The 22,682-nt window shown below is 67.4% G+C and carries 21 protein-coding genes and 1 pseudogene; 14 read left to right on the forward strand and 8 right to left on the reverse strand.

The window, feature by feature from the left end:
- Positions 1-10: 10 nt before the first annotated feature.
- From ACPUER_RS10025 to ACPUER_RS10050, 6 genes are all read left to right on the forward strand, one after another.
- On the forward strand, positions 11-1,081 hold the full coding sequence (locus tag ACPUER_RS10025; RefSeq protein WP_175959293.1) for an ABC transporter permease: 1,071 nt from the start codon (positions 11-13) through the stop codon (positions 1,079-1,081).
- A 66-nt stretch (positions 1,082-1,147) separates the two neighbouring features.
- Entirely contained in the window at positions 1,148-2,062 is a 915-nt protein-coding gene (gene nikC / locus ACPUER_RS10030; protein ID WP_310137512.1) for a nickel transporter permease, read from the forward strand.
- Between the two features lies 1 nt (position 2,063).
- Positions 2,064-2,978, forward strand: a complete 915-nt coding sequence (locus ACPUER_RS10035; RefSeq protein ID WP_425130999.1) for an ABC transporter ATP-binding protein — start codon at positions 2,064-2,066, stop codon at positions 2,976-2,978.
- Positions 2,975-3,751: an ABC transporter ATP-binding protein gene (locus tag ACPUER_RS10040; protein WP_175959296.1), complete on the forward strand. Its 777-nt coding sequence runs from the start codon at positions 2,975-2,977 to the stop codon at positions 3,749-3,751. Before ACPUER_RS10035 ends, ACPUER_RS10040 begins: the two co-directional genes overlap by 4 nt.
- A gap of 129 nt (positions 3,752-3,880) precedes the next feature.
- A complete protein-coding gene (locus tag ACPUER_RS10045; RefSeq protein WP_034180284.1) occupies positions 3,881-4,135 on the forward strand; it encodes a GlsB/YeaQ/YmgE family stress response membrane protein in 255 nt (84 codons plus the stop codon).
- A gap of 364 nt (positions 4,136-4,499) precedes the next feature.
- Complete coding sequence (locus tag ACPUER_RS10050) at positions 4,500-4,835, forward strand: type 1 fimbrial protein (protein WP_310137500.1); 336 nt, start codon at positions 4,500-4,502, stop codon at positions 4,833-4,835.
- Positions 4,836-4,888: 53 nt separating this feature from the next.
- Here the strand turns inward: ACPUER_RS10050 and ACPUER_RS10055 are convergent, their stop codons facing one another.
- The 3 genes from ACPUER_RS10055 to ACPUER_RS10065 form a co-directional block, all read right to left on the reverse strand.
- Positions 4,889-5,761, reverse strand: coding sequence for a LysR substrate-binding domain-containing protein (locus ACPUER_RS10055; RefSeq protein WP_425131000.1), 873 nt, complete (start codon positions 5,759-5,761; stop codon positions 4,889-4,891).
- Positions 5,762-5,926: 165 nt separating this feature from the next.
- Positions 5,927-6,826, reverse strand: a complete 900-nt coding sequence (bla, locus tag ACPUER_RS10060; protein ID WP_425131001.1) for a class A beta-lactamase — start codon at positions 6,824-6,826, stop codon at positions 5,927-5,929.
- 210 nt (positions 6,827-7,036) lie between these two features.
- Positions 7,037-7,885: a peptidoglycan DD-metalloendopeptidase family protein gene (locus ACPUER_RS10065; protein WP_425131002.1), complete on the reverse strand. Its 849-nt coding sequence runs from the start codon at positions 7,883-7,885 to the stop codon at positions 7,037-7,039.
- 504 nt (positions 7,886-8,389) lie between these two features.
- Here ACPUER_RS10065 and ACPUER_RS10070 point away from each other — a divergent pair.
- From ACPUER_RS10070 to ACPUER_RS10080, 3 genes are all read left to right on the forward strand, one after another.
- Positions 8,390-9,286 carry a LysR substrate-binding domain-containing protein gene (locus ACPUER_RS10070; protein WP_425131003.1) on the forward strand — a complete coding sequence of 299 codons (897 nt, stop codon included), beginning with the start codon at positions 8,390-8,392 and terminating at the stop codon, positions 9,284-9,286.
- A gap of 38 nt (positions 9,287-9,324) precedes the next feature.
- The gene (locus ACPUER_RS10075) at positions 9,325-9,711 is read left to right on the forward strand and encodes an ester cyclase (protein ID WP_425131004.1); all 387 of its coding nucleotides are present in this window, start codon (positions 9,325-9,327) and stop codon (positions 9,709-9,711) included.
- A gap of 499 nt (positions 9,712-10,210) precedes the next feature.
- On the forward strand, positions 10,211-12,376 hold the full coding sequence (locus tag ACPUER_RS10080; RefSeq protein ID WP_425131005.1) for a hypothetical protein: 2,166 nt from the start codon (positions 10,211-10,213) through the stop codon (positions 12,374-12,376).
- Between the two features lie 102 nt (positions 12,377-12,478).
- Here the strand turns inward: ACPUER_RS10080 and ACPUER_RS10085 are convergent, their stop codons facing one another.
- The gene (locus ACPUER_RS10085) at positions 12,479-13,219 is read right to left on the reverse strand and encodes a sulfite exporter TauE/SafE family protein (protein WP_204421354.1); all 741 of its coding nucleotides are present in this window, start codon (positions 13,217-13,219) and stop codon (positions 12,479-12,481) included.
- 138 nt (positions 13,220-13,357) lie between these two features.
- Positions 13,358-13,660: pseudogene (locus ACPUER_RS10090) on the reverse strand (aldo/keto reductase); the annotation flags it as partial.
- A gap of 62 nt (positions 13,661-13,722) precedes the next feature.
- Here ACPUER_RS10090 and ACPUER_RS10095 point away from each other — a divergent pair.
- Positions 13,723-14,634: a LysR family transcriptional regulator gene (locus ACPUER_RS10095; RefSeq protein ID WP_175959304.1), complete on the forward strand. Its 912-nt coding sequence runs from the start codon at positions 13,723-13,725 to the stop codon at positions 14,632-14,634.
- Positions 14,635-14,676: 42 nt separating this feature from the next.
- On the opposite strand, the gene ACPUER_RS10100 is transcribed toward ACPUER_RS10095, so the two are convergent.
- Positions 14,677-15,831: a porin gene (locus tag ACPUER_RS10100; protein WP_175959305.1), complete on the reverse strand. Its 1,155-nt coding sequence runs from the start codon at positions 15,829-15,831 to the stop codon at positions 14,677-14,679.
- A gap of 381 nt (positions 15,832-16,212) precedes the next feature.
- Between ACPUER_RS10100 and ACPUER_RS10105 the strand changes: the two genes are divergently transcribed.
- Together ACPUER_RS10105 and ACPUER_RS10110 are read left to right on the forward strand one after the other, a co-directional pair.
- Positions 16,213-17,310, forward strand: coding sequence for an OpgC domain-containing protein (locus ACPUER_RS10105; RefSeq protein WP_034180944.1), 1,098 nt, complete (start codon positions 16,213-16,215; stop codon positions 17,308-17,310).
- A 61-nt stretch (positions 17,311-17,371) separates the two neighbouring features.
- A complete protein-coding gene (locus ACPUER_RS10110; RefSeq protein ID WP_425131006.1) occupies positions 17,372-18,286 on the forward strand; it encodes an alpha/beta hydrolase in 915 nt (304 codons plus the stop codon).
- Positions 18,287-18,394: 108 nt separating this feature from the next.
- On the opposite strand, the gene ACPUER_RS10115 is transcribed toward ACPUER_RS10110, so the two are convergent.
- A complete protein-coding gene (locus ACPUER_RS10115; RefSeq protein WP_425131007.1) occupies positions 18,395-19,609 on the reverse strand; it encodes an FAD-dependent monooxygenase in 1,215 nt (404 codons plus the stop codon).
- A 166-nt stretch (positions 19,610-19,775) separates the two neighbouring features.
- Here ACPUER_RS10115 and ACPUER_RS10120 point away from each other — a divergent pair, with 166 nt between their 5' ends.
- Both ACPUER_RS10120 and ACPUER_RS10125 read left to right on the forward strand, forming a co-directional pair.
- Complete coding sequence (locus tag ACPUER_RS10120; protein ID WP_175959308.1) at positions 19,776-20,720, forward strand: LysR family transcriptional regulator; 945 nt, start codon at positions 19,776-19,778, stop codon at positions 20,718-20,720.
- Between the two features lie 139 nt (positions 20,721-20,859).
- Complete coding sequence (locus ACPUER_RS10125) at positions 20,860-21,618, forward strand: SDR family oxidoreductase (RefSeq protein WP_175959309.1); 759 nt, start codon at positions 20,860-20,862, stop codon at positions 21,616-21,618.
- A gap of 582 nt (positions 21,619-22,200) precedes the next feature.
- On the opposite strand, the gene ACPUER_RS10130 is transcribed toward ACPUER_RS10125, so the two are convergent.
- Entirely contained in the window at positions 22,201-22,500 is a 300-nt protein-coding gene (locus ACPUER_RS10130; protein ID WP_175959313.1) for an H-NS family nucleoid-associated regulatory protein, read from the reverse strand.
- Positions 22,501-22,682 lie beyond the last annotated feature (182 nt).

The following is a 22,682-nucleotide window of genomic DNA, read 5'->3' on the forward strand; positions in this document are numbered from 1 at the left end:
GGTTCGCCGCATGTCGACTCCCGCCTCCTCCCTCGAAGCACTGCGCACGCTGCCCGCGCGGCGCCCGGCCGTACGCTGGGCGTTGCGTGTGCTGCGCTGGGCGCTCACGCTCGCCGTCACGTTCGCGGGGCTGCTCGCGCTGACGTTCGTGATCGGCCGCAAGGTGCCGATCGATCCCGTGCTCGCGATCCTCGGCGATCGCGCGTCGGCCGACGCGTACGCGGCCGAGCGCATCGCACTCGGCCTCGACAAGCCGCTCGTCACGCAGTTCCTGATCTACGCGCGCGACGTGCTGCACGGCAATCTCGGCATGTCGCTGCTGACGTCGAACCCCGTGCTCGACGACATCAGGCGCGTGTTCCCCGCCACGCTCGAACTCGCGACGATCGCGACGTTGATCGGCATCGCGATCGGCGTGCCGCTCGGCGTCGCGGCCGCGGTGAAGCACAACCGGCCGATCGACCACATCGCACGCTTCGTCGGGCTGATCGGCAATTCGGTGCCGGTGTTCTGGCTCGGGCTGATGGGACTGCTGCTGTTCTACGCGCGGCTGCACTGGGTCGGCGGCCCGGGCCGGCTCGATCCCGTGTACGACGGGATGGTCGACCCGCGCACGGGCAGCCTGCTGATCGACGCGGCGCTCGCGGGCGAATGGGACGTGTTCCGCAACGCGGTGTCGCACATCGCGCTGCCGGCCGCGATCCTCGGCTACTACTCGGTCGCGTACCTGAGCCGGATGACGCGCTCGTTCATGCTCGACCAGCTGAGCCAGGAATACATCGTCACCGCGCGCGCGAAGGGCTTGTCCGAGCGGCGCGTGATCTGGCGGCATGCGTTCGGCAACATCGCGGTGCCGCTGCTCACCGTGATCGCGCTCACCTACAGCAACCTGCTCGAAGGCTCGGTGCTGACCGAGATCGTGTTCGCGTGGCCGGGGCTCGGCTCGTACCTGACTGGCGCGCTGCTGAACGCCGACATGAGCGCCGTGCTCGGCGCGACGCTCGTGATCGGCGTGATGTTCATCACCGTCAACCTGCTGACCGACGCGCTGTACCGCGTGTTCGATCCGCGTGCGCGCTGAGGGCCGCTTCGACATGACCGTTTCCATCCTGCTTCCTTCACCGTCCATGCCGAAGGCCACCCGACCATGAATGCCGCACGTCTCACGCTGCGCGCGTGGCTGCTTTCCGATGCGCCCGCGTCGCGCTCGCAGGCCGCGTTCGGCCTCGCCTACCGCCGCTGGCGCCGTTTCGCGGTCAATCCGCTCAACCTGTTCGGGCTCGCGATCCTGGTTGCGCTGATCGTCGTCGCGATCGTCGGCCCGCTGATCATGCCGCACGATCCGCTGCGCCAGGTGCTGTCCGACCGGCTGCTGCCGCCCGGCTCCGCATCGCACTGGCTCGGCACCGACCAGCTCGGCCGCGACATCCTCTCGCGGCTGATCGCAGGTTCTCGCCTCACGCTCGGCATCGCGCTGCTCGTCGTCGTGATCGTCGTGCCGATCGGCCTCGCGATCGGCACGACGGCCGGCTATTGCGGCGGCTTCGTCGACAGCGTGCTGATGCGCATCACCGACATCGCGCTCGCGTTCCCGAAGATCGTGCTCGCGCTCGCATTCGCGGCCGCGCTCGGGCCCGGCGTGATCAACGCGGTCGTCGCGATCTCGATCACCGCGTGGCCCGCGTATGCGCGGCTCGCGCGCGCCGAAACGATCCGCATCGCGCAGGCCGACTACATCCACGCCGCGCGGCTGCAAGGCGCGTCGGGCCCGCGGATCCTGCTGCGCTACATCATGCCGCTGTGCATGTCGTCGGTGATCGTGCGCGCGACGCTCGACATGGCCGGCATCATCCTGACCGTCGCGGGTCTCGGCTTTCTCGGCCTCGGCGCGCAGCCGCCGAGCCCCGAGTGGGGCTTCATGGTCGCGTCGGGCCGCAACGTGCTGCTCGACGCGTGGTGGGTCGCGACGCTGCCCGGCATCGCGATCCTGCTCGTGAGCCTCGCGTTCAACCTGCTCGGCGACGGGCTGCGCGACGTCTTCGATCCCCGCCATGGAGCATGACATGCCGATGAATTCCACCACCGCGCCCGCGCCGCTCTGCGAGATCGACGGCCTGAAAATCGGCTTTCGCGGGCACGACGGCGTCGTCACCGACGCGGTGCGCGACCTGTCGCTGACGCTCGCGCCCGGCGAACGGCTCGGCATCGTCGGCGAATCGGGCTCCGGCAAGTCGCTGACGGGCCGCGCGCTGCTCGGCCTGCTGCCCGAAGCCGCACGCTGGTCGGCCCGCACGATGCGCTTCGCGGGCCACGACTTGCTCGCGATGTCGCCGCGCGAACGCCGGCGCCTGTGCGGCAGCCAGATGGGGATGATCCTGCAGGATCCGAAGTATTCGCTGAACCCGGTCATGACCGTCGCGAAGCAGATGGGCGAAGCGTTCCGGCGGCACGAGCCGGGCTTGCGCGGCCGCGCGCTGCGCGAGCGGATCGTCAACGCGCTCGCGGCCGTGCAGATCCGCGACCCGGCGCGCGTCGCCGATGCGTATCCGCACGAGCTGTCGGGCGGCATGGGCCAGCGCGTGATGATCGCGATGATGGTGTCGACGGGCCCGCGCCTGCTGATCGCCGACGAGCCGACCTCCGCGCTCGACGTCGCGGTGTCGATGCAGGTGCTCGCGGTGCTCGACGCGATGATCGCGCGGCACAACACGGGCCTGATGTTCGTCAGCCACGACCTGCCGCTCGTGATGTCGTTCTGCGATCGCGTCGCGGTGATGTATGCGGGGCGCGTGGTCGAAACCTGCGCCGCGCGCGACCTGCGCGATGCGACGCATCCGTACACGCGCGGGCTGCTCGCGGCGAACCCGCCGCTCGCGAACCCGCCCGACGAACTGCCCGTGCTGCGGCGGGATCCGGCCTGGCTCGATCCCGCACCGCATGCGCCCACACCCGCCGATCGCCAGGAGGCCGCACGATGATCGACGTCGATCACGCATCGATCCGTTTCCCGACCCGCACGGGTCACGTCGACGCCGTGCGCGACGCAAGCTTCGCGGTCCGCGACGGCGAAGTGTTCGGGCTCGTCGGCGAATCGGGTTCCGGCAAGTCGACGCTGCTGCGCGCGCTGACGGGCCTCGTGCCGCTCGCGGCCGGCAGCCTGTCGATCGACGGACGGCCGGTCGGCGGCACCCCTGACCGTGCGTTCCGCCGCCACGTGCAGATGGTGTTCCAGGATCCGTACGCATCGCTGCATCCGCGCTTCACCGTCGACCAGACGCTGCGCGAGCCGCTGTCGATCCATGCGATCGGCGACGCCGATGCGCGGATCGCCCGCGCGCTGGCCGAGGTCGGCCTCGGTCCCGCGTTCCGCTTCCGCTATCCGCACCAGTTGTCGGGCGGCCAGCGGCAGCGCGTCGCGATCGCGCGCGCGCTGATCGTCGAGCCGCGCGTGCTGCTGCTCGACGAACCGACGTCCGCGCTCGACGTGTCGGTGCAAGCCGAGATCCTGAACCTGCTGCGCCGCCTGCATCGCGAACGCAACCTGACGATGATCCTCGTCAGCCACAACCTCGCGGTGATCGGCTTCCTGTGCCAGCGCGTCGCCGTGATGCAGCACGGCGAGATCGTCGAGCAGCTTCGAGTCGAGGACGTGCGCACCGGGCAGGTCGCGCGCGACTACACGCGCACGCTGCTGCAAGCGACCGAAGGTTACCGCCGTCTCGACCCGGTCACGGGCGCGCCGGCCGCCTGACATCTGCGCGACGCGCCGGCATGCGATACTCCGCACACCACGCGCCGGCTTGCCGTCGCATGGAACCCTTGTGCGTCGCACGGGTCAATTTCCTTTCGTCAACAGCTCAACAGCAATAGGGAGGCGTTCATGCTGCAATTCATCGAAACCCTGGTCGTCGGGCTCATCGTCGGCCTCCTCGCCCGCGCACTCAAGCCCGGCGACGACAAGATGGGCATCCTGATGACGGCCGTACTCGGCGTCGTCGGCGCGCTGGTCGCCGGCTACGTCGGCCGCGCGGCCGGCTGGTATGCGCCGGGCCAGGGTGCGGGCTGGATCGCATCGATCATCGGCGCGATCGTGCTGCTGGTGATCGTCGGCGCGGTGCGCAAGCGCATGGCCTGATCGCGTCGCCGCACCGCCCCACGCAAAACGGCCGCTCGGGATCACGAGCGGCCGTTTTCTTTTGGCGAACGACGATTCGCGCTACTACCGATTCGTTGATTCCGCAACGATTCACCCGCAAAAAACGGCGTCCGCGGGCGACCGTCCCTCTGGTTTACTACACCGGTATTACCCGGGCTTGCGGGCGCTCAATTTTGAGATAAATTGATTGAAGGAATACGCCGCTGTTTGCTTATTCCCGCTATTTCCGTTTTTTCATTCAAGAGGTCCGATGGATTTGCCGTTTACGCAGTCAGCATCGCGGCGTTGACGGACTGCCACCCGAGCGGCCCCGCTGCGACGCGCTTCCTCTCTGGAGCCTGTCATGAAGCATCGCCTGTTCGCCGCCTCGTTCGCCCTGGCTGCCTCGCTTCTGGCCACGTCCTCGTCCTTTGCCGCCGGCGCGTCCGGCATCATCCACTTCTCCGGCATGATCGTCGAGCCGCCCTGCTCGTTCGCGCTCGATACGCCCAACGCCGCGCCTGCTCGCGTGCGCGCCGACTGCCCGCGCCCGGCGACCGGCCAGATCGCGTTCGTCGACGCGGCGAGCATGCAGGCCGTCAAGACCACGACCTTTACTCAGGCCTCGCGCGCAATCGTTTTACCGAACCGTCCGGGCAACAATCTCGCGCCGATGATCGCCGTCGTGACCTACCAGTAACACCGGCCGCCCGCGCGGCGCGCGGCGCGCGGCGGGTCCGACGCGGCCGCGCGTCAGTCGCGATGGCGCGCGATCCAGTCGCTGAACGCGCGGATCTTCTGCTGGTTGCCGATGTTCTCGGGATAGACGAAGAAGTAGCGTGCGCCGGTCTCGAGCACGATGTCGAACGGCCGTTCGAGCCGGCGGGCGCTGACGTCGTCGTCGACGAGCGTCACGTCGCCGATCGCGACGCCGAAGCCCTGCATCGCCGCGTTGGTCGCGAGATCGAGCGTGTCGAAGGTCGGCCCGCGCGCGGGATCGACGCCGCGCTCGCCCGCATGATCGAGCCATGCACGCCAGTCGCGATGGTCGCGGGTCGGATGCAGCAGCGTATGGCGCGCGAGATCGCCCACCGCTTCGAGCGGCGACGCCTGCCGCAACTCCGGTGCGCATACCGGCGTCAGCCGTTCGTCGAACAGCGGCAGCGCGAATACGCCCGCGCCCGGCGACGTGCCGTAGACGATTGCCGCGTCGAACGGCTCGGTCGAGAAATCGACGACGTGCTGCCACGCGGTCGTGATCTGCACATGGAGATCGGGATGCTCGCCCTGGAAGCGCATGATGCGCGGCAGCATCCAGCGGATCACGCAGGTCGGCACCTTCAGCGCGAGATCGGTGCGCTGGCGCGTGAGCTTCATCGAGATGTCCTCGATCCGCGCGAAGCTCTCGTTGACCACCGGCAGCAGCTGCTCGCCCTCGGCCGTCAGCGTGAGGCCCTTCGCATGGCGCTTGAACAGCGGAAAGCCGTAATGCGCCTCGAGCGTCTGGATCTGCCGGCTCACCGCGCCCTGCGTGATGCATAGCTGCTCGGCCGCGCGCGTGAAGCTGCGGTGGCGAGCCACCGTCGAGAAGATCTGCAGCGCGTGCAGGGGCGGAAGTCGGCGCATGAAGAGGCACAGGAAACGGAAGGACCGCGCGGCCGCGCCGGCGCGCGCGCCCGGCCACCCAAAACAAAACCCACGCCATTTCAGAGGCGCGGGCCCCCCCCCCCGCCCCCCCGCGCTGACCGACACGATAAGCCAAACGCCGGCTTTGCGCGAGGCGCGCGACGCTCAGGCCGTCGCGGCGAGTGCGCCCGCCGCGATGCGCGCCGCCGATGCGACGACGTCCGCGCGGGCCGCAGCATCGGCCTGCGGCTGCGTGAACGACACGGCCATCACGAGCGGCGCGCGCGACGGCGGCCACAGCACCGCAACGTCGGTCGTCGTGCCGTAACCGCCCGTGCCGGCCTTGTCCGCGACGCGCCAGCCGGGCGGCACGCCCGCCGCGATGCCGGTCGCGCCGCGCGCGCCGCCGACCATCCATTCCGTCAGTTGCGCGCGCTGCGGTTCGCGCAGCGTGTCGCCGAGCAGCAGCCGCTGCAGCGTGTCGACCATCGCGACCGGCGTCGACGTGTCGCGTTCGTCATCCGGCGCGGCCTTGTTCAGTTCGGGTTCCCAGCGATCGAGGCGAAACGTCGTGTCGCCGCTCTCGTGTGCGAACGACGTGACGGCCTGCGGGCCGCCGAGCACGCCCATCAGCAGGTTGCCCGCGCCCTTGTCGCCCGAGCGCAGCATCGCGTCGCAAAGCTGCGCGATCGTCATGCCCGTGTCGACATGGCTTTCCGTGATCGGCGAACCCGACACGATTTCGTAGCGGCGGTACAGGATGCGGCGCGGCAGCAGCGACACGTCGAGCGCGCCGCGCGCGAGTATCGCGCCGGCGGCGACGACCGCATACGTGCCGCACAGAGGAAAGCGCTCGCGCGCGTGGTGGGCGATGCGCACGCCGTTCGACGTATCGAGCGCGGCGACGCCGAGCCGGCCGTTCGACGCTTTCTCGAGTGCGGCGAGTTCGGCTTGCGCGGCATGGGCGCGCCCCTGGTCGGCGACCGGCGCTGACGTGCACGCGGCCACGAACGGCGCGGCAACGGCGGCAAGCAACAGCGAGCGGCGTGTCGGAGAGTGTTCCATGGATGAGTAGTGTTCTGTCGGAAACGATGGCACGAAGCAACGCGGGCACGCATCGGCGATGCACGCCCGTTCACGCCGACGGCCGGCCCGCGACGGCATTCGCCGCGCATCCCCGAAAGACGCCCGTCGGCCCCGCGCGAAGCGCGGGATTCGCAAACAGCCCCTAGCCTAGCAGCGACAGTCGTCGCGTTCCAGCAGAACGGCCCGGCTTCATCCTTGCGAAGAAGGCAGGTACGGCATCGGATTCACCGGCTTGCCATCGCGCCGCACTTCGAACAGCAGCGCGACGCGCGAGTTGTCGAGATCGCCCATCTCGGCAATCTCGTCGCCCTGGCGCACGATGTCGCCCGTCTTCACGAGCACCTTGCGATTGTGCGCATAGGCGGTCAGGAAATCCGCGTTGTGCTGGACGATGATCAGGCTGCCGTAATCGTTCAGGCCGGTGCCCGCGTACATCACGCGGCCGTCGGCCGCCGCGCGAACCGGGTCGCCCGGCCGGCCGGCGATCTGGATGCCGCGGTTCTGCCCCGGCCGGAACCCTTCGACGATCTTGCCGTTCGCGGGCCATTTGAGCGCGACGCCGCCCGCATGCCGCTTCGTTTCCTTGACGACCTGACGGTTGCTCGCCGTCGATGCCGTGGCCTGTGCCGTTGCCTGGTTACCGGCCGCCGCATCGCTCGCGGCGGCCTGCGTGCCGGCCGCGCCCGACGGCGGCAGCGGCTGCTGCCTGACGATGCGCAGCACCTGCCCCTTGCGCAGCTTGCCGTTCGCGCCCAGCTTGTTCCAGGTGCGCAGGTCGGCAACGCTGCAGTCGTTCGCGGACGCGATGCCCGTCAGCGTGTCGCCGCGTTTCACGACGTACTTTTGCGCGACGAGAATCGGCGCCGGCGGCGGCGTGGCGACCGACGGCGCAGCGGCGGGCTGGCTCGACGGCGACGGCTGCCCCGCCAGCGTATCGCTCGGCGGGACGGACTGCGTGTTTGCACAACCGGCCATGACGAGCACGGCGGCCAGGCCCGACAGCCACGCCGCATTGCGGCAAATCTCGCGCGTTTTCATGGACGATCCGACTCCGGTTTGACAATCTTTCAAGCATCTCAAAAACGGAACGGCCGACGTGTAACCGGATGCAAACAATGATGACAAACGATCACGAACGGGACGCCGGCCGACATTCGCTACCGGTAATACGGTCCGATCCCGAAAAACTTGATAGTTTTTTCGCGCGAAAACGGAAGATTTTTCGTCTCAGGAGACTATGGCGGATTGATTTCAATAGGATTGTGCCGCCGCGCTCAACGCAGCCATGCGACGAGTTCGGAACAGGCCCACGCGATGCCGATGCACAGGAACAACACATGCAACGCGATCTTGAACGACACGCCCCACGACGAATCGATCTGCATGACTGGCTCCCCGGTGTCGAGATGCGGCCATGATCGGGCATCGATCGTGCCCCGAAAATGCGGAACCGGCGAATCGGGTCTCAGGCTGCGCCTGAGACCGACGCTGCGGTTCCTGCTAACTTATCGGCCATTCCAACGCTATCGCTCCCCGCCCATCATGCGCTTCGACCTGACCGACCTGCGGCTCTTCCTGAACATCTGCGAGGCCGGCACGATCACGAGCGGCGCCGAACGCACGCACATCACGCTGCAGGCCGCGAGCGAGCGCATCCGCGGCATGGAGGACGAGCTCGGCGTGCCGCTGCTGCACCGGACGAAATCGGGCGCGCAGGCGACCGACGCCGGCCGCGCGCTCGAACACCACGCGCGCACCGTGCTGCAGCAGATCGACCACATGCGCGGCGAACTGCAGCAATACGGACAGGGGCTGCGCGGCCATATCCGGCTGCTGTGCAACACGGCGTCGCTGAGCGAATACCTGCCCGACGCGCTGGCCGATTACCTGCCGCATCATCCGAAGCTGTCGATCAGCGTCGAGGAGCGTTCGAGCCAGGAGATCGTGCATGCGATCCGCAACAAGACGGCCGAGGTCGGCATCGTTGCCGATTCGGTCGGGCTCGGCGGGCTCGAACAGAAACCGTTCCGCGAAGACTGGCTGATCGTCGTCGTGCCGGCCGCGCATCCGCTCGCGTCGCACGACAAGGTCGCGTTCGACGCGATCGCCGACGCCGATTTCATCGGCCTCACCGACGGCAGCGCGCTGCAGGTGCATCTGGCCGACCAGGCGCGCGCGCTCGGCAAACGGATCCGCTATCGCGTGCAGTTGAAGAGCTTCGATGCGATCTGCCGTGTGATCGCGAGCGGCGTGGGCATCGGCATCGTGTCGCGGCACGCGGCCGAGCGCGCGATGCAGACGATGGACGTGCGGCTCGTCGAACTGGCCGATCCATGGAGCCACCGGAAGCTGACGCTCTGCGCGCGGTCGTTCGATGCACTGCCGAAGTACACGCGGGAGTTCGTGGCGTTTTTGTCCGGCGAACCAGCGCCGCGGTGACGCGCGCCCCCACCCCACCGGCATACGGAGGCACGGCCATGACCGACACCGATCTCGCCACCCGCTACCGCGCGTATATCGACTGCCTGAACCGGCAGGACTGGCCGTCACTCGGCCAGTATGTCGACGACAACGTGATCCACAACGACCGGCCGCTCGGCCTCGCCGGTTACCGCGCGATGCTGGAACAGGACTTTCGCGACATCCCCGATCTCCGTTTCGACATCCGGCTGCTCGCGTGCGAACCGCCGCGCGTCGCGAGCCGGCTTTGCTTCGCGTGTTCGCCGAAAGGGACGTTCATGGGGCTCGCCGTCGACGGCAGGAAGGTCACGTTCGCCGAGAACGTGTTCTACGAGTTCCACGACGGCAAGATCCGACAGGTCTGGTCGGTGATCGACAAGGCAGCGATCGAGGCCCAGCTTTAGCAGCGCCGGCGCGGCCGGGCGCCGGTCGTGATCGATGCGCCGATGCCCGGTTTGATTCGTTTCGATCCTTAAGGATAACGTTTTCTCTCAAATGTGATCAAACGCGCATCACTGGAGAGCACACCCGCCTGCCGCTTCAGCGTCGGTATCCCGCACTGCGTCTAATCGGCTTCGGCAAAAATTCCCCGTAATTTACGTGTAATCCCGATCTCGCCCCAGCCTCCTCTCTCTTCCCACTATTCGGGTTTCTACCGGCGCCTCCGGCGTCAAAGTTCATTGACATCACGCCGTTCGATGCCTAAATTTGGAAAACGTTTTCCAGCGCATCGGCGCGACGCCGGCCTCGGCCCGCGCAGGGGGAACGCTTGCCCGCTCGGGTTGTGATTCAGGCCATCCGTCGTCAGGGATCAGGGTTGCATGGCGGAGGTCAGGTACGGGTGTCGAGCGCGGCAACGGCCATACCTGCCCGTCCTTCATCACTATTCAAACTGGAGACACCATGCATCCGCGCAGCAGATTCGCGCTAGGCGCCGCGCTCAGCGCCCTTTCCGTCCTGTTCGTCAGCGCGTGCGGCGGCAGCGACGTGACCGACACGCCGCCGCCGTCGCCGCCCCCGTCTTCGACACCCGCGCTCGCGGCGAACTCGCTGCAGGCGCTCGTCTACGGCGCGCCCGACACCAGCGTGCCGGCCGGCACGAACATTCCCGTCACGATGATGGGCCAGATGCGCGCGCTGTTCGACCTGATCCGGAAATCGCCCGACTTCACGCAGGTCGTGATGGATCTCGGCGACGGCACGCCGGTGCACGTGCTCGATACGAACACCGGCGACAAATTCCTGCCCGGCAAGCTCGCGCTCGGCCTGTCGTACATCCTGATCGACATGAAGTCGAAGGGCGACCCGCAATACGCGAGCTACCTCGCGACGTACCAGACGATCACGACCGCGATGATGGCGCAGTCGGGCGGCAACTACGCATATGCGAATACGTCGTGGGGCGAGTACTACTACCTCGTCGCGCTGAACAACCTGAAGGCGCACGGGATGCTCAACGAAGTCTTCAGCGACGCGATGCTCGCGACGCTGCAGCAGCGGCTCACCTTCTGCGACATGTTCGGCCCCGACGCGAGCGGCAAGACCAGTACGTGCCCGGCCGCCGGCACGCCGATCGACATCGCGTCGCTCAACACCGCGCAGAACTACTATGCGGTGTCCTACGGAATCGCCGGGCTGCGGCAGAAGCTCGGCTGGAGCAGCCCGTCATTCGCGTCGGCGACCGATCCGTCCGTCGCGACGATGAGCGCGCGCGACGCGCTGCTGTATACGCTCGCGAACCACATCCGCAAGGATTCGTCGGGCGGGTTCTCGGACGAAGCGTCGAACACGCACACGACCTATTACGACCAGGCGCGCTTCGACCGCTACAGCACGCTGCTGATCGGCGAAGTGGTCGAGCGCACGTTCGAGATGGGTAACGAGGCGAATCTCACGTCCGAGCTGAAGGGTTATCTGCGCAAGTCGGTCGACCTGATCCTGCCGCAGCTGAACACCGACGGCCAGGGCTTCGACTACGGCCGCTCGATCGGCCCGTACGGCGATTCCGCGTTCATGGAAGTGCTGACGGCCGCGGCCAACGCCGGTGTGCTGTCCGACCAGGAGAAGCAGGTCGCGTATGCATTCATCTACCGGGCCGCGCATCGCTTCGACACCTACTGGTACGACCCGTCGCTGCCGACGCCGTCGGTGAACATGTGGGTCAAGGGTCGCGGCACCGACACGTATCGCGGCAAGCCGCGCGTGATGGGCGAGAACTTCAGCCTGCTGCACCAGTACCTGTACGTGAACGCGTGGTGGAACAAGCTCGGCTTCGGCGGCAAGGCGCCGATGGCGGATGCGGACTACAACGCGTGGCTCGACGCGCTGCCTCGCTACACGCTCACCTGGTACAACCAGCCCGGCGACACCGCGCATCCGTACAGCGCGGCGCTGCTCACCGTGCGCGACGGCCGGCGCGTGATCAACCTGAACCTCAGCCAGGCGCCCGACTACAACTCGTTCACGCCGTACTACCCGGTGCCGTTCTCCGACAGGCTGATCTACGGCACGACCGATCTCGGCTATGCGCTGCTGGTGCCGCAGGTGTCGTACAACGGGAAGACCTACATTCCCGTCACGTACTACAGGAACCTGAGCGTGCAGCAGGCCAACGGCCAGGTGATCGTGTCGTTCGATACCGCGAAATTCCGTCTCGCGTCGAAGAACGCGGCGTACACGACCGATCTCGACCTGCAGGTGCATTCGGTGCTGACGTTCGCGCACGGCACGGTCGCGCGCAGCGATACGCTGAGTTCGGGCACGCTCGCCGGCAACCTGTCGGTCGAGACGGACTTCACGTCGTTCGCGGATTTCGCGTCCACGCATGCCAACGGCGACGGCGTATCGGTGGCATACGCGAACAGCGCTGCGACCGGCTATGCGGCATCCGGGTTCGACAACTGTGTGCTGTCCGCCTTCGACACGGCAAACGGCACGACGAATCCGCTGTCGACGACGCCGATCGGCCAGTTGCATTCGAACTTCGCGTGCACGACGAAGCCGTTTGCGCTCGGCGCGGGCACGACCCGCACGCTCGGTTGGACACTGAAGTACGCCGATCCGGCCTGAGCGGTGCGACCGCCGTCCTGTTACAGCTCCCGAAGCCGGCAGCAGAAACCGGCTTCGGGATGTTTCGGGACGGCGGGCATCACGCTCCGCGGCGATACCCGCTTACAGCCACCCCGAGGCGGCCATGTACGCACCGAGCGCAATCAGCCCGACGAAGAAACAGCGCCTGAACGCCTTCTCGCTCATCACGCGCCGCGCGTATTGCCCGCCGGCCATTCCGGCCAGCGCCGGCACGAGCGCAAGCGCCGACACGCCGAGATCGACCGTCTGCAGCGCGCCCGTCACGCGCAACTGCAAGCCGAGCGCGATCGTCGATGCGGTAAACGACAGCCCGAGCGCCTGGATCAGGTCGTCCTTCGACAGCCGCAGCGCCTGCAGGTAAGGCACGGCCGGCACGACGAACACGCCGGTCGCGGCCGTCACGACGCCCGTCAGATAGCCGACCACGGCCGACAGCCAGGTTTCGTGACGCCCCGGCGCGGGCAGCCGCGCGGCGGCCAGCCCCCATAGACCGTAGGCGATCAGCACCACGCCCAACGCCGCATGCGTCCACGTGCTGCCGGCCGCGAGCGCGGGCAACCCGCCCGTCAGCGTGCCGATCGCGAGACCGGCGAGCAGCGGCCACAGGCGACGCAGCAACGGCCCGAACGACGGGCCGAGCCACAACTGCCACACATTGGTGATGAACGACGGCACGAGCAGCAGGCTCGCCGCAGCCGACGGCGGCATCGCGAGCGTCAGCAACCCCATCGCGATCGTCGGCAGCCCGAGCCCGATCATTCCCTTCACCGCGCCGGCCAGCAGGAAAACCAGCGCGATGATCGTCAGCGTATGAATTTGCATGGAGGGCGTTCCGTCCGGTTGGGATGATTACGGCGCCGATGGTGAACCGCCGTCAGCCCGCCCGCCATCTGGTTTTGCCTGAGGCTGGCTAGGGCCTGTCGGGCGGGCCTGTCAGGCCCTCCGTTCAGGCCCCATGGATCACCCCCGCGTCTGCTCGCTGTCGAGGTGAGCCATCTGTGAAGCCGGATAGCGGTCACCGGCAGCCGCCCCGGCGGGAACCGCCGTTTCGATGCGCGAGAGATCATTGACCGTTAGTTGCAATTCAGGCGCGTGCAATGCGTCCTTCAATTGCGTGCGCTTGCGCGCGCCGACCAGCGGCACGATGTCGATGCCGCGCGACAGCGCCCACGCGATCGCGCGCAGCGCATCGACCTTCGAGTGGTGAGTGGATGGACCGGATTGTCGGTGCATCGCGGCGCGCGATAAACGCGAAACGCTCCACCAAACCATTCGACGCTGATCAACAATGGAGCCTGTTCCAATCCGCCAACGCTCCGCCCCGTATGGACCACCTGCAAGCAATGCGCATCTTCGCGCGCGTCGCCCATCTCGGCAGCTTCACGAAAGCGGCCGAGCAGTTGCAACTGCCGCGCCCGACGGTCAGCAACGCCGTCCAGTATCTGGAAAAGCACCTGAATATCCGCCTGCTGCAGCGCACGACGCGGCGCGTCGCGCTGACCGCCGAGGGCGCGACCTATTACGAGCGCTGCGTGCAGTTGCTGGCCGATCTCGACGATGCGGAATCGCTGTTCGAGGACGCCCGCGCATCGCCGCGCGGCGTGATCCGCGTCGACCTGCCCGAGCGCTTCGCGCTGAACCAGGTGATTCCGGCGCTGCCGGATTTTCATGCGCGCTACCCCGACCTGCGCGTCATGATCAGCACGACCGACCGCTTCGTCGATCTCGTCTCCGACGGCATCGACTGCGCGGTGCGGGTCGGCGTGCTGTCCGACACGTCGCTCGTCGCGCGGCGGATCGGCGAGATGGCGCAGATCAACTGCGCGTCGCCCGCGTATCTCGCGCGCCACGGCACGCCGAGATCGCCGGACGAACTGCCCGACCACGTCGCGGTCGGCTATTTCTCGAGCCGCACGGGCCGCGAGCTGGACTGGGAATATGCGGACATGGATACGGGCGAGCTGCACGCGGTGAAGATGCGCAGCATCGTGTCGGTGAACAGCTCGCAGGCGTATCTCGCGTGCTGTCTCGCCGGCCTCGGGCTGATCCAGGCGCCGCGCGACGGGCTCGCGCCGCTGTTCGCCGACGGCTCGCTGGTCGAAGTGCTGCCGGAATGGCATGCCGAGCCGCTGCCCGTGTCGGTGGTGTTCACGCACGGGCGCCATCTCGCGCCGCGCGTGCGGATCTTCGTCGACTGGCTTGCGGAAACGCTCGGCGGCACGCGCCAGGCGGGCTGACAACGGCCGGGACCGGGGCGCCCGGCACCGGCCGCCGCCCGTTCAGAACTTGTGGCGGATCGCGGCGCGCACCGCGAACTGGTTCGACGACGACGACGGCCCGTCCGTCCCGACGACGTAGCCGCCGTCGGCCGCCGTGCCGGTCTTGTCGCCGCCGACCTTCTGCCACGCGCCCTGCAGATAGACGTCGGTTCGCTTCGACAGGCTGTAGTCGGCCATCAGGCCGACCGTGTGGTACTTCGGCTTGAACGAGCCGGCCGCGGCATCGAACTTGCCGTCCGTGTATACGTACTGCGCGCCGAGATAGAAATCGGGCGTGAGCTGGTACTTGCCGTTGATCTCGAAGTTCTGGAACTTCGTCGCGGTCAGCCCGAGGCCGGCGAAGGTCGAGGCCGGCAGGTAGACGGTCGACACCGGGTTCTTCACGTCCGTCTTCGTGTAAACGAAGCCGACCGTTGCCGGGCCGAACGTGTAGTTGACGCCGCCGCCGAAGATGCGCAGGCGATCGGCGACGAAGTTCGCGTCGTCGGCCGCGATCGCGCCCGCGCTGCCGACGCCCGGGTTGTTCGCCTGCAGGTACGCGCCCGCGACCTGCAGCCCGGCCAGTGAATACTGCGCACCGATGCTGTACTGGCGGTTGTTCGAGAAACCGGTGCTGTTGCTGAAGCTGTACGTGCCGCCGAACGTCAGGCCGTTCCAGTCGGGGCTCGCGTACTTGACCGTGTTGTTGACGCGGAACGAGTTGTCCGTGTTGTCGTTGTCGAACGGGTGCGAAAACAGCGTGCCGCCCCAGTTGCCGTTCGCGGTCAGCGGCGCGAGATAGTCGACGACGGAATCGTACTGGCGGCCGAAGGTCAGCGTGCCGAAGCGCGACTCGGTCAGCCCGACGAACGCCTGGCGGCCAAACATGCGGCCGCCCTGGTTGAACCGGCCGTTGTTCACGTCAAAACCGTTTTCCAGCGTGAAGATCGCCTTGAGCCCGCCGCCGAGATCCTCGCTGCCCTTCAGGCCCCAGCGGCTGCCCTGCGCGAAACCGCTCGCGAGCTGGTAATTCGTCTTTCCGACCCCATTGACGTTCACGTTGTTCGTGTAATTGAAGCCTTCGTCGATCAGGCCGTACAGCGTCACGCTGTTCTGGGCAAAGGCCGGCGCGGCGAAGGCAGCGAGCGCGGCGGCAAAAATGACGTGCTTCTTCATGACGGATCTCCGGAGCCGAGGGCCGGGCGGGCCGAGCGCCCGGCGAATGTTTGGTCTGTTTTGTGTGTGGCCCGCAGGGCGGACGACGCGGTGTGCGGCCGCGTGAGGACAAAATGGTGTCACGTCGCAAACCGTCCGTCCATCGGGGTAAGGAAACCGCGCGCAAAGCGTTGCGCTCTCCCAACTGCCCCGTTGCGCAGACAGCCTGACCGGGCTTGTCGGCAGCGGCGGTGCGGCCCGCCATCCGCGTAAACCCGACAAGCGTCGCATCGGTGGCACAATGCGCATCCGTTCGCCATTTCTTCACGAAGTCATGCTTCACCCCGATTCATGCGCGGCGTATGCCGGCCGCGCACGCGGCCCGCGCCGGACGGCAGTCCGATGACCGCGCCTGCCCGGGCCGGCCGCTACGCCGAACTCGATTTCTTCCGCGGCCTCGTGCTGCTCGTCATCGTCGTCGACCATATCGGCGGCAGCATCCTGTCGCGCGTGACGCTGCACGCGTACGCGCTGTGCGACGCGGCCGAGGTATTCGTGTTCCTCGGCGGCTTCGCGACCGCGATCGCGTACAACTCGCTCGCCGAGCGGCACGACGAGGCCGCCGCGCGCCAGCGCTTCATCCTGCGCGCGTTCGAGATCTACCGCGCGTTCCTCGTGACGGCCGGCCTGATGCTGCTGATCACGGCCGCGCTGAACGCGTTCGCGATCGACGGCCCGAACATGCCGACCAACGATCTCGACGGCCTGCTCCACAAGCCGCTCGCCGCGCTGCGCGACATCCTGCTGTTCCGCCGCCAGCCGTACCTCGCGTCGGTGCTGCCGATGTACGCGTTCTTCGCGCTGCTCGTCCCGCTCGCACTGCCGCTCGCGCGCACGCAGCCGTGGCTGATGCTCGCGTTCAGCGGATCGCTGTGGTACGCGGCGCCGCACGTCGCGCGCTTTTTGCCGACCGTCGAAGGCGCGCCGTGGGACTTCAATCCGTTCGCGTGGCAGTTCCTGTTCGTGCTCGGCGTAATCGCGCGCTGCCAGCCCGTCTACCAGACGCTCGCGCCCAGGCCGCAGGGCTGGCTGCTGACGGCCGTGTCGCTCGCGATCGTCGCCGCCGGCGCGTACTACCGGCTGCGCATCGAGCCGTTCCCGACCGATCCGTCGATCAAGCAGAACCTCGGCGCGCTGCGGCTCGTGAACTTCCTCGCGATCGCGTGGCTCGCGGCCAAGCTCGTGCACCTCGGCTGGATGAAGAAAGTCGCGCACGCGATGCCGTGGATCGGCACGATCGGCCGGCAGGGGCTGCTGTGCTTCGTCGCGGGCACCGGCATCTCGCTCGCGGTCGATTCGCTGCTTTACCAGGCGACCGAAGGCTATCTCGACGTGCCGCTCGGCCTGACCGCCGATGCCGTCGCGATGGGCCTGCTGTATCTCGTCGCCAAACTCTACGGGCCGCTCGTCGCGCGGCTGCCGTTCCGTTCGCGGCAATGACGCGCCGCGCCGTCATGCGCCGCTGCTACGATAGCCGGCGCCTCTCCTGAAACGATTCGCCATGCGCCGACTCGCCCTACCGTTCGCCGTCGCCCTGATCGCCGGCTCCATCGCCACCGCCCGCGCCACGCCGGCCGCGCCGACGGTATCGCCCGCGCCGCCGCTGGCCGCGCAAGCCGCCCAGGAGCCGCCGGTCAATCCGGGCAGCAGCGTCGCGCTGCGCGCGTTCCGGTCGGCATCGCTGAAGCGCGACTGGTCGTACACGGTCTACCTGCCGCCCGGCTATAACCCGGAAGGCGCGCGCTACCCGGTGATGTACCTGCTGCACGGCAATGCCGGCAACGCGAACGACTGGATCACGCAGGGCCGGCTGCAGGCCACCGCCGACACGCTGATCGAGCGCCGCGAGATTCCGCCCGTCGTGATCGTGATGCCGCAGGGCGGCACCGACTGGTACGTCGACCGCAAGGAGAAGATGCAGAGCGCGTTCCTCAACGACCTGCTGCCCGAAGTCGAAGCGCACTTCGCGGTGTCGAACCAGCGCGCGGGCCGCGCGATCGGCGGCGTGTCGATGGGCGGCTTCGGCGCGCTGCGCTTCTCGCTGCTCGAACCCGGCCTGTTCTGCGGCGCGATGCTGCTGAGCCCCGCGATCTATGCGAACGAGCCGCCGCTCAATTCCGCCGCGCGCTATGTCGGCGTGTTCGGCGACCGGCAGTTCGACTCGCGCGTATGGCACGAGCTCAACTACCCGGCGCTGATGCGCGGCTATTTCGCGCGTAGCTGGCGCGTGCCGATGTTCATCGCCGCCGGCGACGACGACCTGACGATCCAGGCGGAATCGAGCGTGCTGTACACGCAGCTGCGCCGTGCGCAGAACCCGGCCGAGCTGCGCATCGTCGAAGGCGGGCATACGTGGGACGTGTGGCGCGGGCTGCTCGGGCAGGGGTTGAAGTACGCGCTCGAGTGCGTGAAGTGACGGCGGGCGGGCGTTGCCCCGCCCGCCGTCAAGCCGGACGATGCCCGGCCCATCGTCCGCCGACAGGCGCGATGCACTGCGCGCGCCACCCGAGCGCGCACGCCGGGCTCAAAGCCACGTGCCGCCCTGCCGCTCGCTCGGCTCCTCGGCGAGCGCGTCGAAATCGTGGATCCAGTCCAGATGGTGCAGCACGCTGTCGCGTTCGGCCAGACGCGCGTTGCGCGCCTGCGCGGCCGGCCCGTCGGGCAGGTGCAGCACGTCGGCCGCGGAAATCGACGCGTACTGCACCTTGCGCGTACGGCCGCGACGCAGGCGCTCGTACGCTTCCTGCGCTTCGCGCCAGTTGCCCGGGCCGGCCTTCGCCAGTTGCGCCGCCAATACCACCGCATCCTCGATCGACTGGTTCGCGCCCTGCCCGTGATGCGGCACCAGCGCGTGCGCAGCGTCGCCGATCAGCGTCACGCGCCCGCGGCTCCAGCGGCCGAGCGGCGGGCGATGGAACAACCCCCAGCGCTGGCTGATCGGCACCGCGGTAATCATCTGCACCACCGCCGGATGCCAGCTCCTGAACACGCGCAGTTGCTCGCCCTCTTCCGCCGGCATGACCCAGTCGCGCGACGGCCACGGTGACGGGTGACGCTCGACCAGCAGGAAATTCTGGTCGCCGTCGTCGCCGATCGGATAGTGCAGCAGATGCCCGTGCGGCCCGACCCAGAACTGGATCGTGTCGGGATCGGGCAGCAGGTCCATGCGCGCGGCCGGCACCACGCCGCGAAAGCCCGAGCAGCCCGAATACAGCGCATCGTCATAACCGAGCATCCAGCGCCGCGTGATCGAGCGCGCGCCGTCCGCGCCGATCACGAGATCGGCTTCGACGCGCTCGCCGTTGTCGAACGCGAGCGTGACGCGATCGGCGTGCTGCGCGAGATCGACGAGCCGATGGCCGAGATGGATGCAGTCGAGACCGACCGCCTTCGACAGCACGGCCTGCAGATCCGCGCGATGCACGCCCCAGTACGCGCCGCCGAATTGCCGGCGATAGTCGGGTTCGCCGCGATGATGGCCGATCACCGCGCCGCTGCGCCCGTCGCGATAGACGAGGCCCGGGATGTCCGCGCACACCGCGTCGAAGGCCGCACGCAAGCCCATGCGCTCATAGAAGCGCGTCGCATTGGCCGATAGCGCGACGGCCGCGCCGACTTCGCGCAGTTCGTCGGTCTGCTCGTAGAGCTGCGCGTCGATGCCGTGCTCGCGCAGCGCGAGCGCGAGCGTCAGGCCGCCGATGCCGGCGCCGACGATCGCAATCTTCAGGTTCGTCTGCATGATGAAGGTGTCTCCGATATTCAGATGTAGGGTCTGCGGGCTGCGCAGCGGTCATGTCGAATGCATGCGCCGTATCGGTAGTTTCAGGAGTGGACATTCATCCCGCAATAAAATGAAATGAATCTGCTTCATCACCGAATGCAATGAGCCGGGCAATGCGAAACCCATGGAACTGAGCGAGATCGACCTGAACCTGCTGCTGCTTTTCCAGCGGCTGATGCAGGAGCGGCGCGTGTCGAGCGTCGCCGAGCAGATGAACATGAGCCAGCCGGGCGTCAGCAACGCGCTCGCGAAGCTGCGCCGCCGGCTCGGCGATCCGCTGTTCGTGCGCGGGCCGGGCGGCGTGGTGCCGACGCCGTTCGCGCTGCGTCTGGCGGAACCCGTTTCGCACGCGCTCGCGACGCTGCACGCCGCGCTCAATCCCGAGACCGGTTTCGATCCGCTGCGCGCCACGCGCACGCTGACGATCGGCATGACCGATATCGGCGAAGTCGTGTTCCTGCCCGCGCTGATCGAACGCCTGTCGCAAGCAGCGCCGGGCATCGCGCTCAATACCGTGCGCAACACGAGCGTCAACCTGAGCGACGAAATGGCCGACGGCCGCGTCGATCTCGCGATCGGCCTGCTGCCGCAACTCAAGGGCGGGTTCTATCAGCGCCGGCTGTTCGATCAGCGTTATGTGTGCCTGTTCCGGCATGGGCATCCGCTCGCGGATGCGCCGTTGACGGTCGAGGCATGGCGCGACGCCGAGCACCTGGTCGTGGTGTCGGCCGGCACCGGCCACGGGCAGGTGGACGAATGGCTGAAGCGGCGCCGCGTGAAGCGCCGGGTGCGGCTGACGGTGCCGCATTTCATGAGCGTGGGCTACATCCTGCAGCGCACCGACCTGATCGCGACCGTGCCGGAACATCTCGCGCTGCAGCTCGCCGCGCCGTTTTCGCTCGGCTGGCGCGCGTTGCCCGTCACGCTGCCCGGTGCGCCAATTCATATGCTCTGGCATACGCGGGTCAATCAGGACGAAGGGAACCGGTGGCTGCGCGGCGTGGTGGTCGATCTGTTCGCGGAGACGGGTGCGCGGGCGCGCAAGGCCTCGGCCGGGCGGAAGAAATAGTCGCGGTTATCGCGCAATCGAGCGGGCGGTACGATGTCGCTTGAGCTTGCTCCGGGCGCATTTCGAATGCCTTGACCGGGTGGCGAAGACATCGACCGCTCGCCCCTCTTTCCCAATTCAACCCGCAGGAAATCAAGCCATGTCTGTCACGAAGAAATTCGCAGCCGTCACGGGCGCCGGATCCGGCATCGGTCGTGCGGCGGCCGTCGCGCTCGCCCACGCGGGATTCACCGTCGCGCTGCTCGGGCGCAACGAAGCATCGTTGCGCGAAACGCAGGACGCGATCCGCGCCGCCGACGGCGACGCGCACGTGTTTCCCGCCGACGTCACCGACGAAGCGTCGGTCGACCAAGCGTTTGCGCAAATCGCGCAGCAGTTCGGCCGGCTGGACGTGCTGTTCAACAATGCCGGACGCAACGCCCCGCCCGTTTCACTCGGCGAATACGAATTCGACGTGTGGAACGGCGTCGTCGCGACGAACCTGACCGGCGTCTTTCTGTGCGCGCGGGCCGCATGGCGCCTGATGAAAGCGCAGACGCCGCAGGGCGGCCGGATCATCAACAACGGCTCGATCTCGGCGCACGCGCCGCGCCCCGACACGATCGCGTACACGGCCACCAAACATGCGGTGACGGGCATCACCAAGTCGCTGGCGCTGGACGGCCGTGCGTACAACATCGCGTGCGGCCAGATCGACATCGGCAACGCAGCGACGTCGCTCACGGAACGGATGACGCAAGGGGTCCCGCAGGCGGACGGCAGCCTGGCGCCCGAGGCGCGCATGGACGTCACGCATGTCGCGAATGCGGTCGTCCAGATGGCGAATCTGCCGCTGGACACGAACATCCTGAACATGACGATCATGGCAACCGCGATGCCGTTCGTCGGTCGCGGATAAACACGCGCTGCGGCCTGCGCCGGAAGGTATTGCCCAGGACCTGGCTCGCTGCCTTCCGGCGGTCGACGCGCCCCGTCGCTCAGGCCGGTGCCTGAGCAAGCGCGTTGTTCTCGTCGCACCGGCCGCATGCGTAGGTGGCGCCGTCGCCGGACGGTGCAACGCTGCTCATCGTGCTGACGCCCGCGCCACACGCCGCCGAAACCTGTATCGCCCTGGTTCAGCATGGTGGCCGCCGGATCCCACGCCCTTCATGTCCCGTCAATCCGTCCTGGCTTTCTTGCCGATCGACGCACGCTTGCATATGGCGAACCGACTGCGGTCCTTGCCCCGGATCCAGAGCGGCGCGTTACCGCGCCCGCGGCGGCAACGTTAGCCACGTGAACGCACTCGGCGGCGAAAGCATCGGCGAGTTTCGACGCCGAAGGCCGACCGAATCGACGCTTCCAGTACCAAGCGGGAATGCAAGCGTGGACGGCTGCTCGTATCAAGTTTGCAGTGCAATTGATTCGATTCGATCGGGCTGTGCTGGACATGGCGGACGAAAAGATGCTCTTGTCTGGACGTACCTTGACCCCCGATTATTTACGTCTCGGCCTGGATCAGGAACGTCGCTCGATCGCGACCGGCAATCCAACGAGGTTCCCGCCCGCGCCCGCTCCAGACGGCGCCGGAGACGGGATCACGGTACTTTGCGGCAGCCGGGCCACGCCGCCGACGTAGCTTGTACCGAATACCGTCGAAAATGTCTTCTGGCTTCAAATCGAAGTCGGCGATCAATTTCTGAATTTCTTTTATCGCACTCTGCAATTCTGTCTTGCGTGCAAGTTCAGCTTGAGTTTGCAGTGCTTGGATCTTGGCTTTCAGGTCCAGGTAGGTTTGCATGTCGTTTCCTCGGCAATGTGAGAATCGTGAATCTGGAAAACTTGCGCACGCATCGACCCAATCTGTTTCGCAATGCATAATATTGAGCTTTGAATGTCCGCGATGCCGCGTGGAATAAAAAGCGCGATCGAGAGGGGAAATCGCGAGCCGCCTGTGCCGGGAGGTAATGAATCGCCGAACAC

Source organism: Burkholderia sp. DN3021 (assembly GCF_049805555.1).
GTDB classification, from domain to species: Bacteria; Pseudomonadota; Gammaproteobacteria; order Burkholderiales; family Burkholderiaceae; genus Burkholderia; species Burkholderia pyrrocinia_C.